Below are 14,715 nucleotides of genomic sequence, written 5' to 3' on the forward strand. Positions count from 1 at the left end.
GGCCCGGATCTGACCCGCTTCCATGCTCACGTCGTGGTGACTCGCGTCATCGAGGCCGAGATGGGGGTGCTCAAGGGCATCATTGGTGCTGTGGTGGTGAGCATCGATGGTCGTAAGGCGCTCTACAAAGAGCAGCGGCGCCTGCTCAAGCGCCTGGCCACAGCGCTGTGGGAGAACCCGCACGAGCTGGATCCCGTTTACCGCGAAGACTTCGATCACGCCGTGACCGACCGAGAGCGACGCCGCACGATCGTCGATCAGGTCGCAAGCCTGACCGATCAGCACGCGATCTCGTGGCACGGCAGGCTTGTCGGTGACGTCGATGTCGCCTCCCTCGGGATCTGGGTACCCGGCACGCCGATGCGGGCACGGTAGGGCGCCCGGATGCCAGGACGTATCGCTCAGGCCGACATCGACGAGGTGAAGGCGCGTACGAACATCGCGGATGTGATCGGCGAACGTGTTGCGCTCAAATCCGCCGGTGTTGGTTCGCTGAAGGGACTGTGCCCCTTCCACGACGAGCGCAGTCCGAGCTTCCATGTGCGGCCGCAGGTCGGCTTCTATCACTGCTTCGGGTGTGGCGAGTCGGGCGACGTGTATTCGTTCCTGCGCAAGATGGACCATCTGAGCTTCACCGAGGCCGTCGAACGCTTGGCAGGCCGCATCGGTTACACCCTGCACTTCGAGGAGGGTGGCGCAGCGCCGGAGAACTCGGGCCGCAGCCGCCTCTACGCGGCCAACGCTGCCGCTGCCGAGTACTTCCGCGCCCAACTTCTGACGCCCGAGGCCGAGATCGGACGTCGGTTCCTGGGCGAGCGAGGGTTCGACGCTGCTGCCGCTGCTCACTTCGGCGTGGGCTTCGCGCCCAAGGGCTGGTCGAACCTGTCGGATGCCCTCACTGCGCAGGGGTTCACGCGTGAGGAGCTCTTGGCTGCCGGACTGCTCTCACAAGGTCAGCGCGGTACGTACGACCGTTTTCGTGGCCGACTCATCTGGCCGATCCGTGATGTGACGAGCCAAGTCGTCGGCTTCGGGGCGCGACGGCTGCTCGAAGATGACCAGGGCCCGAAGTACTTGAACACGCCGGAGACGTCGATCTACCGGAAGTCCCAGGTGCTCTACGGACTTGATCTGGCCAAGCGTGACATCTCGCGGGAGCACCGGGTCGTGGTCGTCGAAGGCTACACCGATGTCATGGCGTGCCACCTGGCGGGAATCACAACGGCGATCGCGACCTGTGGCACGGCGTTCGGTAGCGATCACATCACGGTGCTCCGGCGCGTCATGGGCGACGATTCGAGTGGGGGAGAGGTGGTCTTCACCTTCGACCCCGATGCCGCGGGTCAGAAGGCAGCCCTCCGCGCCTTCGCCGACGAGAAACGCTTCTCTGCGCAGACCTATGTCGCTGTGGCCCCGGACGGTTTGGACCCGTGTGATCTACGTCTCGCCCGCGGCGATGATGCCGTGCGCGCCCTCATGACGAACAAGTCACCGATGTTCGAGTTCGTCATCGACCAGCGTCTCGCACAGTACGACCTCGGAACTGTCGAAGGGCGGGCGTCCGCTCTCCGTGCGGCAGCACCGGTGGTGGCCGACATCCGAGACCCATCGTTGCGCCCGGGCTATGTTCGCGTGCTCGCGCGCCGCATCGGACTGGACCTCGACGAGGTGGGTGCTGCCGTTACGCGTGCTTCCCGCTCCCGCGACGCGGGCGGAGGGCCGCAGCGACGCGGGAGCGACGGTGCGACATCCGAGCGCCAGCATCCGGACGATGGGCCCCTCGCCGCGTCCCCGCCTGTGCTGGTCCCCACGATCGCGTCGCTTCCGCGCACGCGTGATGTCGTGATCGAGCGGGATGCGCTCATGGCTGCACTGCAGTTCGGGCACCGTCTCGACGATGCGACCGTCCGGCGCGCCCTGGGAGCCGCGTTCCGGCATCCCGCGCTCGACGCGGTTCGCGTGGCCGTGGTTGAGGCGCCCGACTACACCCGAGCGGGGTGGGCAGTACAGGCCGTAGACACCATCCGCGAGCCCTACCGCGCCCTCGGCTCGGAGCTGCTGATGTCCGCGTTCCCGGCTCTCGGTGAGGCGGATGCCGCAGCGTCTGCATCCGATCTGATGCGCCGACTGATCGTCCGACGCGTCGATTCGGAGAAGGCGGAACTGGTGCGCGCCGTCCAGCGCGTGCCCCCGGATTCCGAAGAGGGACGTCGGATTCGGTTGCAGTTGCGCGAGCTCGACCTTGAGCGGCAGCGGTGGACAGGAGACAGCGAACGCTGATCGTGTCGGAGTCCAGACTGGATCCCAGCGCGACGGCACGGCAGGATGAGGGTATGTCTCCTCGTCGCAGGGCCACCGAAGCGGCGATCGTGTGCTCGGACCTCTCGATCAGTCACACCGGTCGCGGCGAGACCGACAAGCTCATCGACGGCATCACCTTCACTGTTGCGCGCGGTTCGGTCCTGGCGCTCATGGGTCCTACCGGTGCCGGGAAGTCGAGTCTGCTTTCAGTACTTGCCGGTCGCGCACACGACGGGGTCTCGGTCACGGGCGGCGACGCGCTTGTCGATGGCATTTCGGTGCGGCGGCCCGGCAGGGCCATCCGCGAACTGACCTACTTCGCTGGATACCTGCCCCAATCTGCGGGAGCGCACCTGCCGTCTCGGCTGACGGTCTCGGAGGTGATCGCCGAGCCGATCACCTCGAGAGAACGCCGCATCAACCAGAAGGCCCTCGCGATCCGGGTCGCGGGGCTGCTCGATGAACTCATGCTTCCCCTCGGCGCTGCCAATAAGTTCCCGTACGAGCTGTCAGCCGGGATGCGCCAGCGCGTGGCCCTCGCCCGCGCCCTCGTCGTTGATCCGCGAATTCTCGTGGCCGACGAGCCGTTTGCGAATCTCGATGTCGAAGTGCGCAAAGCCGCGCGCGAGGCCATCACGAGGCGACGCGATGACACCGGCATGGCCGCGGTCATTTCCACGCATGACCCCGAAGCCGTCAAGGAACTCGACGCCAACGTGCTCGTGCTGCGAGGCGGACACGTCGTCGCCTTCGGCCACGGCACGAACGATCTCATCTGGACGCCGAGCACAGAAGCCGACCGCCGATTCGTCGTCTCCTGACGGCGCGACGCGGGGGTGCCCCGCGTCGTTGACACCCCGTCGGCTTTGCTAAGATAGTGGGGTTGCCTGCTGCGGCGGGCATATTCCTCGGTAGCTCAATTGGCAGAGCAATCGGCTGTTAACCGATAGGTTCTTGGTTCGAGTCCAAGCCGGGGAGCCATTACTTCTCTTCCTCGTCGATGGTTCAGGCGTCGAGGTCGTCGACGCCTGGCATCCATGAATTGCCCGGCGTACCCCAGCCCTGTTTGCGAGATATCTTCTGCGCGGTGCGCCAATCGCGGTCACCGAGCCTATCCACATAGAGCACGCCGTCGAGGTGATCGAATTCGTGCTGCAGGATGCGCGCGCGCCAGCCGTCGACCTCGATATCGACCCGCTCACCCTCGAGATCGATTCCGGTCACCCTGGCGCGCTCGGACCGGCGCAGTGGGAACCGCTCACCGGGGAAGGACAGGCAGCCTTCGGACTCCTCGTCGGGATCTGGCTCGCCCGGCTCGAGGGGAGCAATCCACAGTTCCGGGTTGATGACCACGCCACGCCACGGCGCACCGTCGTCATCGGTGTAGCTGTAGGTGAAGATCCGAAGCCCCACGCCCACCTGCGGGGCGGCGAGCCCGACGCCGGGCGCGGCATCCATCGTCTCGTACATGTCGGCGACAAGGCGACGGATGTCGTCGTCGATCTCTGCGACGGGAGTGGCGGGAGCGTGGAGGACGGGATCGCCCATGATGCGGATCGGGAGAACAGCCATGCGACAAGCCTATTGAGACACACGGCGTCCGGCCGACGCCGGGATAGGGTCGAAAGGTGCTCCTCCTGACCGTGTCGGCAAGTGTGACCGACCAGATCTCCGAGGCGTTCCGTGACCCCGCAATTCTCGCGGGTATTCCTCTCGCACTGCTCGGCGCCATCTTCATGTCCTTCGGCGCCCAGTATCAGTACCGGGGAGTTCAGAAGGTCGAGAAGGTCACCGGTCGGTCCGGTGGGAACGGACTCGACCGCAACCACCTTCTGAACTTGCTACGACGGCCATCGTGGTTGGCGGGCACCATCATGATCGGCCTGGCCATCGTTTGTCAGCTGGCTGCACTCTCCGTAGCGCCGCTGATCGTCGTCCAGCCACTCGGCGCCGTCTCGCTGGTCATCACGACCCTGTTGAACGCGCGCATCAGCGGCCATCGCCCGACCCGCCAATCGATCCGATCGATCGTCGCGGCAGTGGGCGGGATCTTCATTTTCGTGACGATCGCCGCGTTCTTTGCCACCGAGCGTCCCGTCACTCAAGCGCAGCTGCTCATCATCCTCGGTCTGTTGGCCGTGACCATCGTCATCTTCGCGGTTCTCTGGCTCGTGTTCCGCAAGCACGGCCTCGCGCTGTTCTATATCGTCGCTTCGGGGGTTCTCTACGGGTTCGTAGCGACTCTCGCGAAGGTGGTTCTGAGCCGGATTCGCGACCAGAACTTCGACTGGCTCACTCTGTTGTGCGTCGTTGCCCTGCTGGCTGCGGTGGCGGTTGGGGCGTACTTCGTCCAGACGGCATACAGTCTGGGTCCACCCGATCTCGTTATCGCGGGCCTCACCGTGATTGACCCGATCGTCGCGGTGGTCATCGGACTTGTCGTTCTGCAGGAGGCGGAGACTGCGCCGCTGTGGGCCTTCATCGGATTCGGTGTCGCCGGCGCCCTCGCTGTGTACGGAGTGATCAGCCTGGCGCGCAACCACCCGCAGGTGATCAGCGACAGCCTGGAGCTGCCGTTCACACGCGGAAGCGCGTCGGATGATTCGTCCTCCGACGGGCCGAAGTCCTCGTCGTGAGCGCACGCCCGGTACGCTGATCTGGCAGGGGGCGGTGGCCAAGCTGGTCAAGGCAGCGGGCTCATAACCCGACGATCGTGGGTTCAAGTCCCACCCGCCCTACGAACAGAACCCCGCCGTCTGGCGGGGTTCTGTTCGTTGTGGGGTGTTGCCGAGAACGCACCCTGTGGGTGGGCCCCATTCGCCGGAGGCTCCGCGGATTGCGCAGCGAGCCGTGGAGGGGCGAAAGGGACAAGTCCCACCCGCCCTACGAACAGAACCCCGCCTTCTGGCGGGGTTCTGTTCGTTGTGGGGTGTTGCCGTCGAGCGTTACTCCGCCTTCGGCTTGGTTGGGCGCCGGGTGGCAGCAACCTGTGAGGGCTCGGCGCTGGCGGCATCCGCCATACCAGCGCCGAAGGCGCGGCCAACGGTCTGCCCCTGGATGATTGAGGCCAGGTCGATGCCGGTCGCCGCCTGCACACTGTCGAACACCGACTTCATGGCTGTCGCGCTGTCGGCTCCGATAACACGCGAGGCGCCTTCCTCGCCGGACCCGCCGCCAACGATCGAGACATTGCCGATGGCGGAGTAGCCCTTCGCGAACTCCGCCATGATCGAGGGGAGCACATCGAGCACACGCTGGGACAGGATCGCCTCCTGGTTGGAAGCGATGGCTTCTGCCTCCGCCTCAATCGACTCGGCGCGCGCCTGACCTTCGGCCCGGATTGCGTCGGCCTCCGCCTCTGCGCGCAGGCGTCTTGCGGTGGCTTCGGCATCCGCAAGGGCACGCAGGGCACTCGCCTCACCGGCGGCGCGAGCCTCGGCAGCGGCTGCCTCACCGGCAGCGCGGGCGCGATCGGCCTCTGCCTGCTGCTCGGCGATGCGCGTGCGAGCCTCCGCCTCTTTGATCTTCTCGATGGCAGCAGCCTCTGCCGCGCGCTCACGGGTGTAGAGCTCGGCCTGAGCACGCGTCTCGGCCTCGTAGCGCTGAGCGTCGGCGACACGCTTGACGTCGGCATCCAGCTGGGCCTGGCGGTTCTCGGCCTGCTGCTGCAGAACTGCCTGCTCAGCCTGTGCTCTCGCGAGCTGCTCAGCCTGTTCGGCCTCGGCGCGAGCGCGACCGATACCGGCGTTCGCATTGGCGGTGTTGGTGTCCAGCGCCGTCTGCTCGATCAGATTCGCTTCCTGGTTCGCGATGTTCTTCTGATTGATCGCACGGTCGGCGTTGGTCTGCGCGATTTCGGCAGCCTGGCGCTTGGCCTGGATTTCCGGCGCTCCGAGGGACTGGATGTACCCCATTGCGTCCGTGATCCCCTTGATCTGGAAGGAGTCCAGAATGAGTCCCTGCTCGGCGAGCTCCTGAGAGACATCGGCGGCGATCTGATCCGAGAACTTCTTGCGTTCCCGCATGAGCTCGACGACAGACAGCGTCGCGACGATTCCGCGGAGTGCTCCCTCAAGCTGCTCGGTGGTGAACTGCTCGATCGCCTTGTCCTGTGAGGCGAAACGCTCGGCGGCCCGGCGGACGAAGACGGGGTCAGACCCGATCTTGACGATCGCGACGCCATCAACGTTGAGCGTCACGTTGTCCAGCGACTGCGCCTCAGCATTCAGCGATACTTGGCGAGAACGCAGCGAGATGATCTCGTGGCGCTGTGTGAGGGGGTTCACGAGCGACTTGCCGTTGACGATCACGGTGACCGGTGACTCTGTCATCTCCGATCGGCTCGTGCCGTCGGCATCCATCACTGTGGTCTGGACGCGCTGCTTGCGGCCCGAAATCACGAGGGCCTCGTCTGCGCGGGCGACCTTGATCCAGGCCCTCGCCAGCAGGAGGCCGATGAGCGCGACGATGATCGCTGCGACCACAGCGACCCCGATGATGATCAGAATGCCGACAAGTCCGGCTGCCTCCATGGACGTCTCCTTAGGTTTGGGCAGCGCGCCAGATGAGGCGCGCTGCGAGAGTCGCGTGTGGCCCCCCTGACCCAGCCTTTCAGACGGGCGGTCCTCGGCAAAGCCCCAGTTCGCGCCACGGTCACCGCAGAATGACAGGCTTGTGATTCGGCTCGACCCGGGCGATAATGGGCCCCATAACAGAACAGCCACAGATCTCCTGAGGACGTTGGGGAAGACGCACCTCAGAACGGAGATCGATATGGCTACATCAATGACGCGCGGTGTGGTGATGATTCACTCCGCGCCGCGGGCGTTGTGCCCCCACTTGGAGTGGGCGGTGGGCCGCGCGCTCGGTCGTGCGGTGAACTTCGACTGGATGGACCAACCCGTGTTGCCCGGCGCGCGGCGTGCTGAGTACTTCTGGTCGGGACCCATCGGCACGGGGGCCGCGATCACCTCCGCCATGCACGGTTGGGAACACCTGCGTTTCGAGGTCACCGAGGACCCGTCGGCTGCCTCAGACGGCGCTCGGTGGATGCACACGCCGGACCTCGGCATCCATCATGCGCAGACGGATGCCGCAGGTAACGTCGTCGTGGGGGAAGACCGGATTCGCTATGCGATGGAGCTCGCGGCGCGCGATGTCCATGACATGCAACGCGAACTGCAGGTCGCGCTCGGTTCGGCATGGGATGACGAACTCGAGCCGTTCCGCCACGCCAGTGACGACGCCGCCGTCGTGTGGCTTCACAAGGTGGGGTAGAGACTTCGCGTGCCGCGCGCGTGCGTACCGGATGTCGGATGTGACGATTCCCGGCGCTGGGAGAGCGTGGCAGCACGTGACGATGAGAACGGGTTCCTCTGAGCGATGGTGCAGAGGAACCCGTTCTGCCTCTGGCTTCAGCAGTTCGGCGGTGTCGGACTTCCGGCCGGCGGGCGGCCTTGGATCTCGCCCCAGGCGTACCCGCTGACCGCCTTTCCGTCGAGTGTGCCGGAGTAGGAGAAGAGACCCTCGTAGACCGCGCGTCCGAGAGCGTTCAGTTCCTGATCCTGCGCGGTCGCGCGGAACACGAGGTCGGCGCCGGGGCGCGATGCTGAGGCATCCAACGTCACGGCATACGAGAGCTCATAGACATAGCAGCTGTGCGGCGAGGTCCATGCGCTTGCTGGGTCGGGCGTGATGTGGATCGCGCCCTGCGGCCAGTTGGCGGTCGGGTTGAGGGTTCCATTGGCTGATTGGGAAGATCCGGCACCGCCGAGCATGGCGTAGTAGAGATTTCCGACGTCCTGCTGGCCTGTCACCGCGATCAGCATGCCCTGTTCGGTATCGGGCAGTTGGACCGAGAACTCGGTCCAGGCATACCCATTGCTCACGATGTACTTCGCGGAATCGTTGTACGTTTCGGTGAGATTGTCGAAGAACAGCACGCCGCCCGTGCCGCCGCCGGCGTATGTCGATCCGATCTGTATCGACCACGACTCGACCTCGACGAGCGGCATCGAGTAGTAGTGCGAGCCCTGCCCGGTCATCGGGTCGTTGGTTTCGGCGAGGTAGCTTCCGATGTCTCCGCCATAGGTGTTCATGATGGCCGTGCGCTGATCGGTTGTAGCGATGGGGCCACTGGATGCCGGTAGTGGCGTCCCGTCGAACATCCACAGCGGGAAGAACCCGTTGGGTCCGTATCCCCACTGAATGATGCCTGTTGTATCGCGTGCCCGGATGGTCAGTGTGGTCGGTTCGCTGACGCCGGACTGGTAGATCCCGGTGTCGACCGAGACGGTGAGCTCGTAGACTGCGCCGACGGCGCCGATGGCCCCGGTAACAACTCTCATGTCGACCGTCTGCGGTGATTGGCCGTTGTTCTGCTGTTCGACGTGGATCTGCCAGGGCTGGTAGCTGATGCTCGTGGGAACCGTGATGTCGGCAAGGCCATCGATTCCGCCGAACGCGGGACCGGTGTTCTGGTCGAGGCGGTTGAAGATGAGCCCTGACTCTTCGATGGTGAGGAGGGGTACCTGGAGGCCCGGGATGACCGAGTTTCCCTGTGACATCAAGGCGATCGCGTTGATGCTGCCGTCACTGCCGACAAGGTGTCCGAAAAACTCATAGGACTGCGAGTCGTACTGGGGGAGCCCTGTGGACAGGTAGGCCCGAAATCCGGTGCAGTCGCGCCCCTGTGCGAGCGGCACGGGGGAGTACTTGGCGATCGAGCCGAACGCGAGGACGGGATCCGTCGGGGGAGTGTCGCTGGTGGGGCACGCCGGCGGAATTGTCGGGGTCGGGGTGGGCGTCGGCGCGGGATTCGGTGTCGGCTGCGGCGTCGGGCGATGGGAACCACCACCACCGCCGCTTCCGGGACCTGTTGGTGTGGAAGGCGACGGCGTCGGACGTGTTGTTGCCGTGGTGGCGGGGGTTGGGGTCGCCACACGCCCCTGGATGGTTGCAGAGGGCGAGGCTGAGGGGGATGCAGAGGCCTCAGGCGCAGCCGTCGGAGGTCCGAAAGTGCAGGCGCTCAGCCCAAGGAGGGTCAGCGCCATGACCGGAGCCAGCACCATCGCGCGAACAGAACCCACGGGTCGAGTCTCCCACACGGGGTCAGCCCGGCAGGGTTCCTTAGATGTTGCGGAACGCGGCGACGGCGTTGTGTCCGCCGAATCCGAACGAGTTGCTGATTGCGACGTGATCGCCCTCACCGAGTTCGACGGCTGCACCCACCCGCAGCGGGATCTCGGGATCCTGCTCCGTGATGTTGATCGTCGGGGGAGCGATGCGGTTGTGCAGCGCCAAGACGGTGAAGACGGCCTCCAGAGCGCCGGTACCGCCTAGCAGGTGTCCCGTGGAGCCCTTGGTTGCCGACACGGGGATCTCGTGAACGCGGTCACCGAAGACCGACAGCAGCGCCTTGTATTCGGCGATGTCTCCGGTCGGTGTCGAGGTGGCGTGTGCGTTGATGTGCGTCACGTCATCGACAGAGGCGTCCGCCTGCGCGAGAGCCTGCAGAACTGCGCGGGAAGCGCCGAGGCCCTCGGGCTCGGGCGCCGTGATGTGGTACGAGTCAGCCGTGACGGAGCCGCCGGCCACGACGGCGTAAATCCGGGCACCGCGGGCACGCGCGTGTTCTTCGGTCTCGAGCACCAGCGCGGCGGCGCCCTCACCCATGACGAAACCGTCACGGTCGATGCTGTAGGGGCGTGACGCGTGAGCCGGGTCGTCGTTGCGGCGTGACAGGGCCTGCATTGAGGAGAAGGCAGCGAGGGTGATCGGGTGGATGACCGACTCGGTGCCGCCCGCGATCACGACATCTGCGAGGCCGAGGCGGATGTGCTCAACGGCATTGACGATCGACTCGGTGCTGGATGCGCAGGCCGAGGCCACGGTGCGTGCGTATGCACGTGCTTCCAGATGCATCGAGATAGCCGCGGCAGGAGCATTGGGCATGAGCATGGGAACCGACATCGGCATGACTCGACGCGGGCCCTTCTCGCGAAGGGTGTCCCACCCGTCGAGGAGAGTCCACAGTCCGCCGATTCCGGTGGCGAAGTCGACGCCGAGGCGCTCAGGGTCGACGTCCGGGGTGCCTGCGTCGGCCCACGCTTCGCGGGCAGCGACCAGTGCGTACTGAGACGACGGGTCGAGGCGCTTGGCTTCGGGCCGGGCGAGCACGGTGTCTGCCGGGACGCGTGCCGAAGCGGCGAACGTCACGGGAAGCTCGTACTTCGAAACCCAGTTATGCTCGAGCGAGCGCGCGCCAGATTCGCCGGCCAGCAGTGCCGACCAGGACTCTGGCGCCGTTCCCCCGATGGGGGTTGTGGCGCCGATACCGGTGACGACGATACGTGAACTGCTCATGTAGTCCTCAGGGATGGTCCGGTGGGGGCGGCGCCCCCACCGGAGATCGGGTCACGCCTGGTTCGACGTGATGTAGGTAACGGCGTCGCCGACGGTCTTGAGGTTCTTGACCTCGTCGTCGGGAATGGTCACGCCGAACTTCTCCTCGGCGTTGACGACGATTGTCATCATCGAGATCGAGTCGATGTCGAGGTCGTCGGTGAACGACTTCTCCATGGCGACCTCGTCGGCAGAGATGCCGGTCTCGTCGGTGATGAGCTCGGCGAGTCCTGCGAGGACGTCGTCGTTTGTGAGTGCCATGGGTATCTCCCTCTGGGTTGATATGGATGGGTTGTGGTCGGTGTGGGCCTCAGGTGAGACCGTCCTGCAAGTCTAGAGTTCGAGGTTCGTGACTCACGGAAGGACGACGACCTGCGCGCCGTAGACCAGGCCCGCTCCGAAACCGATCTGCAGGGCCAGGCCGCCGCTCAATTCGGGGTGTTCCTCGAGAAGCCGGTGCGTCGCGAGCGGGATGGAGGCGGCGGAGGTGTTTCCGGTCGTCTCGATGTCGCGTCCTATCACGACGGACTCGGGAAGCCCGAGCTGCTTGGCGAACTCGTCGATGATCCGCATGTTCGCCTGGTGCGGAACGAAGGCAGCGAGGTCGGATGCCTCGACTCCGGCAGCCGCGAGGGCCTCACGGGCGACCTTGACCATCTCCCATACCGCCCAGCGGAAGACCGTCGGGCCTTCCTGGCGCAGCGTAGGCCACGGTGCTTTACCGTCGCGGAACTCCGTCAGCGTGTGGTTCATCCCGACGGCGTCGGCCTTCGAGCCATCCGAGCCCCACACCGTCGGGCCGATCCCCGGTGTCTCCGAGGGGCCGACAACGGCAGCACCAGCACCGTCGCCGAGGAGGAAAGAGATCGAGCGGTCGGTCGGGTCGACGATGTCACTGAGCTTCTCAGCTCCGATCACGACGGCGTAGTGTGCGCCGCCCCCGCGGATGAGAGCATCGGCTTGCCCCACGCCGTACGCGAACCCCGCACACGCGGCGTTGAGGTCGTACGCTGCGGCATCCTTTGCTCCGATGCGCTCCGCAACGATCGCCGAAACTGACGGGGTCTGCCGGGGGTTGGAGATCGTCGCCACGATCACGGCGTCGATCTTGTCCGGAGAGACGCCTGACTTCGAGACGGCTTCGGCGGCGGCATCCGCGGCGAGGTCGATCGCGGTGGTCGTTTCCACCGCACGCACGCGGGTCACGATTCCCGTCCGCTGGCGGATCCACTCGTCGCTTGAGTCGATCGGACCGACGAGATCATCGTTCGGAACGACTCGTTCGCCCCGGGCGGCGCCATAGGCATAGATCCGTGTGTGCGCAGCGCCCTGGGGCTGACGAAGGGACGCGGTCATTCGGCTTCTCCTTGAGCGGATGCGGTGGCCAGAAGCTCGGCCGCTGATGTGAGGTCTTCGGGAGTCTTGACCGCGACTGAGGGTACTCCGCGCAGAGCACGCTTCGCGAGGCCGACAAGCGTGCCGCCGGGAGCGAACTCGATGAGTCCCGTGACGCCCGCGGCTGCGAAAGACTGCATACACGCGTCCCACCGAACCGGGGAGGCAACCTGATCGACGACGAGCGAGAGCGCCTCCGCGCCGCTGCTTACTAGCGAACCGTCTCGATTCGTCCACAGCTGCAGGCCCGGATCGGACGGGGTCACGGCTGCTACAGCTGACCGCAGTGTCTCGACCGCCGGCGCCATGTAGTGCGTGTGGAAGGCGCCCGCAACCGAGAGCGGAATCACACGGGTCCCCGCCGGCGGCTCGGCGCTCAGCGCGGCGAGCGCCGCTGCCGCACCTGCCGCCACGATCTGTCCGCCCCCGTTGAAGTTCGCCGGTGTGAGCTCGAGCTCGGCGAGGCTCCCCTCGACGATTGCCTGGTCGCCGCCGATGACGGCGCTCATTCCGGTGTCTGCGAGCGATGCGGCATCGGCCATCGCCCGGCCGCGGATCCCGACAAGTCGTAGGGCAGTCTCCGCATCAATGACGCCCGCCGCTGCAAGGGCGGCGAACTCGCCCACGGAATGCCCGGCGACCCCGTCGACAGGCGTAGAGACGCGCTGTGTGAAGAGCTCCCACGACAACACCGAGGCCGCAACAATGAGCGGCTGTGCGATGCGCGTGTCGCGGATGGTGTCGGCATCCGCCTCGGTTCCCGCTCCGATGAGGTCGACCTCTGCCCACTGAGAGAACTGCTCGAGCCGCGCACGGACTCCATCGAGTTCGAGCCAGGGTCGGAGGAATCCTGGTGTTTGGGAGCCTTGACCGGGGAAGACGGCGATCATCACCATCCCATCCTGCCAGCGTGTCGAGAGGTCATTCTGGAGATTCTGATCGAGAAACCGCGCATTCGTTTGTCGCGCGTCTACACGATCACGCTGATACGCGGCGGTGCAGCGCGGTAGGTCGGCGCCGCACGGACTCGGTGCCCATCGACCCCAGAATAAGCGCGGTCTGGAGGATGAGGGCCTCGCGGGGACCCGTGGCATCCCAGCCGATGACTTCCGAGACGCGCTTGAGGCGATACCGAACCGTGTTCGGGTGCACGAAGAGTTCGCGCGCGGTGGCCTCGAGCGACCGACCGTTGTCGAGGTAGCTCCACAGGGTCGTGACAAGATCCGTCGAATGCGCGTGCAGGGGACGGTAGATGCGTTCGATCAACGTCTGCTTGGCCAACGGATCACCGGCCAGCGCGCGCTCCGGAAGCAGGTCATCGGCCTCGACCGGCCGCGGCGCATGCCGCCATGCGCGGGCAACGGCAAATCCCGCCAGTGCTGCGCGGGCGCTCATGCTGGCATCGACCAGCGCCGGCACCGCGGGGCCGAGCACGAGGTATCCCGGCCCGAAGCCGGGCTCGAGGCGCCGAGCGATCTCGGGGAAGGGCAAGTCCTGCTCGGCGTCTTCTGAGCGCGGTGACGGCTCTGACCTCCCGATCACCAGAACCAATCGGGATCCCTGCACCCCGATGAGCACATCCACGCCGAGCTTGCGCGCGGTTCGGCGCAGCTGGTCGACGTCGAACTGTGGCGGTGTCGTGCCCACCAGAACAGCGACTTCTCCGTGGCCGTGCCATCCGAGCGCCGCAATCCGGCTCGGCAGCTCCTCGTCGGTTTCGCCCGTGAGGATCGAATCCACGACGAGAGCTTCCAGCCGTGCATCCCACAGCCCGCGCGCCTCGGCGGCTCGGGCATACACGTCGGCCGCCGCGAAGGCGACCTCCCTCGAGTAGAGGAGGATCGCCTCACGCAGGCTCTCGCTCTTGCTCGCGATCCGCTCTTCGGTCACCGTCACTGACACACGGATGAGCTGAAGCGTCTGCTGCAGGCTCACACTGCGCAAGAGTTCTCGGGGCGCAGCGGCGAAGATGTCTGCGGCGATCCACGGCGTCGACTGCGGATCGTCGTACCACTGGATAAATGACGTGATACCGGCCTGGGCCACCAGGCCCACCGCGGACCGACGCGCAGGCGGCATCTCGGAGTACCAGGGCAGGCTCTGCTCGAGCCGCTGGATCGTCGCGGTGGCGAGATCCCCCGAGATGCGGCGTAGCCACGCCAGAGTCTCGGCCTTGTCGGTGGGATGCGCTGTCATGGCCGGGTCGTCAGCTCTCCCCGCCTGCGTTTCCGCTGGTGCCAGCCTTGACGTTGTGCAGGTCGTACTTGCGGATCGCCTGGCCGGCAAGGGCCCGGTCGACGACGCCGTCTTCAGCCAGTGCCTGCAGCGTGCGAACCACGATCGAGGGGCCGTCGATCTTGAAGAAGCGTCGTGCTGCCGGACGCGTGTCCGAGAACCCGAAGCCATCGGCGCCGAGCGTTGCGAAGCGCCCCGGAACCCACGGACGGATCTGATCCTGTACGGCGTGCATGAAGTCACTGACGGCGACCACGGGGCCCTCGGCATCCTGCAGCTTCTCGCTGATGTAGGCGCGGCGAGGCTCATTCTCGGGGTGCAAGAAGTTGTGCTCGTCGGCGGCGAGGCCGTCGCGGCGCAGCTCCGTCCACGAGGTGACGC

Annotated in this window: 12 protein-coding genes, 2 tRNA genes and 2 pseudogenes; 7 read left to right on the plus strand and 9 right to left on the minus strand. The window is 65.9% G+C overall.

Going from position 1 to position 14,715, the window contains the following annotated elements; genetic code table 11:
- The 4 genes and pseudogenes from Q1V87_RS01185 to Q1V87_RS01200 all read left to right on the plus strand — a co-directional run.
- Nucleotides 1-375, plus strand: a pseudogene (locus Q1V87_RS01185) (deoxyguanosinetriphosphate triphosphohydrolase); the annotation flags it as partial.
- 9 nt (nucleotides 376-384) lie between these two features.
- Nucleotides 385-2,280: a DNA primase gene (dnaG, locus tag Q1V87_RS01190; protein WP_300590508.1), complete on the plus strand. Its 1,896-nt coding sequence runs from the start codon at nucleotides 385-387 to the stop codon at nucleotides 2,278-2,280.
- 53 nt (nucleotides 2,281-2,333) lie between these two features.
- Entirely contained in the window at nucleotides 2,334-3,122 is a 789-nt protein-coding gene (locus Q1V87_RS01195; protein ID WP_300590509.1) for an ATP-binding cassette domain-containing protein, read from the plus strand.
- Nucleotides 3,123-3,206: 84 nt separating this feature from the next.
- A tRNA-Asn gene (locus Q1V87_RS01200) sits at nucleotides 3,207-3,282 on the plus strand.
- A gap of 24 nt (nucleotides 3,283-3,306) precedes the next feature.
- Here Q1V87_RS01200 and def read toward each other — a convergent pair.
- On the minus strand, nucleotides 3,307-3,873 hold the full coding sequence (gene def, locus Q1V87_RS01205; RefSeq protein WP_300590510.1) for a peptide deformylase: 567 nt from the start codon (nucleotides 3,871-3,873) through the stop codon (nucleotides 3,307-3,309).
- 56 nt (nucleotides 3,874-3,929) lie between these two features.
- On the opposite strand from def, the gene Q1V87_RS01210 reads away from it, so the two are divergent.
- Together Q1V87_RS01210 and Q1V87_RS01215 are read left to right on the plus strand one after the other, a co-directional pair.
- Nucleotides 3,930-4,937 carry a DMT family transporter gene (locus tag Q1V87_RS01210; protein ID WP_300590511.1) on the plus strand — a complete coding sequence of 336 codons (1,008 nt, stop codon included), beginning with the start codon at nucleotides 3,930-3,932 and terminating at the stop codon, nucleotides 4,935-4,937.
- A 28-nt stretch (nucleotides 4,938-4,965) separates the two neighbouring features.
- Nucleotides 4,966-5,039: transfer RNA gene (locus Q1V87_RS01215), tRNA-Ile, on the plus strand.
- A 207-nt stretch (nucleotides 5,040-5,246) separates the two neighbouring features.
- Here Q1V87_RS01215 and Q1V87_RS01220 read toward each other — a convergent pair.
- A complete protein-coding gene (locus Q1V87_RS01220; RefSeq protein WP_300590512.1) occupies nucleotides 5,247-6,833 on the minus strand; it encodes an SPFH domain-containing protein in 1,587 nt (528 codons plus the stop codon).
- A 241-nt stretch (nucleotides 6,834-7,074) separates the two neighbouring features.
- Between Q1V87_RS01220 and Q1V87_RS01225 the strand changes: the two genes are divergently transcribed.
- Entirely contained in the window at nucleotides 7,075-7,578 is a 504-nt protein-coding gene (locus Q1V87_RS01225; protein ID WP_300590513.1) for a DUF3145 domain-containing protein, read from the plus strand.
- Between the two features lie 137 nt (nucleotides 7,579-7,715).
- On the opposite strand, the gene Q1V87_RS01230 is transcribed toward Q1V87_RS01225, so the two are convergent.
- From Q1V87_RS01230 to Q1V87_RS01260, 7 genes and pseudogenes are all read right to left on the minus strand, one after another.
- The gene (locus Q1V87_RS01230; RefSeq protein WP_300590514.1) at nucleotides 7,716-9,005 is read right to left on the minus strand and encodes a lipocalin family protein; all 1,290 of its coding nucleotides are present in this window, start codon (nucleotides 9,003-9,005) and stop codon (nucleotides 7,716-7,718) included.
- A 424-nt stretch (nucleotides 9,006-9,429) separates the two neighbouring features.
- A complete protein-coding gene (locus Q1V87_RS01235) occupies nucleotides 9,430-10,665 on the minus strand; it encodes a beta-ketoacyl synthase (RefSeq protein ID WP_300590515.1) in 1,236 nt (411 codons plus the stop codon).
- 51 nt (nucleotides 10,666-10,716) lie between these two features.
- Nucleotides 10,717-10,965, minus strand: a complete 249-nt coding sequence (locus Q1V87_RS01240) for an acyl carrier protein (protein WP_195691493.1) — start codon at nucleotides 10,963-10,965, stop codon at nucleotides 10,717-10,719.
- 93 nt (nucleotides 10,966-11,058) lie between these two features.
- Nucleotides 11,059-12,060 (minus strand): beta-ketoacyl-ACP synthase III, encoded by a 1,002-nt coding sequence (locus Q1V87_RS01245; protein WP_300590516.1) that lies wholly within the window; start codon nucleotides 12,058-12,060, stop codon nucleotides 11,059-11,061.
- Nucleotides 12,057-12,992, minus strand: coding sequence for an ACP S-malonyltransferase (locus Q1V87_RS01250; RefSeq protein WP_300590518.1), 936 nt, complete (start codon nucleotides 12,990-12,992; stop codon nucleotides 12,057-12,059). The genes Q1V87_RS01245 and Q1V87_RS01250 overlap by 4 nt, the downstream gene beginning before the upstream one ends.
- A gap of 85 nt (nucleotides 12,993-13,077) precedes the next feature.
- Nucleotides 13,078-14,295, minus strand: a complete 1,218-nt coding sequence (locus Q1V87_RS01255) for a CdaR family transcriptional regulator (RefSeq protein WP_300590517.1) — start codon at nucleotides 14,293-14,295, stop codon at nucleotides 13,078-13,080.
- A 10-nt stretch (nucleotides 14,296-14,305) separates the two neighbouring features.
- Nucleotides 14,306-14,715, minus strand: a pseudogene (locus tag Q1V87_RS01260) (pyruvate dehydrogenase (acetyl-transferring), homodimeric type); the annotation flags it as partial.

Source organism: Microbacterium sp. (assembly GCF_030149085.1).
Classification (GTDB): Bacteria; Actinomycetota; Actinomycetes; order Actinomycetales; family Microbacteriaceae; genus Microbacterium.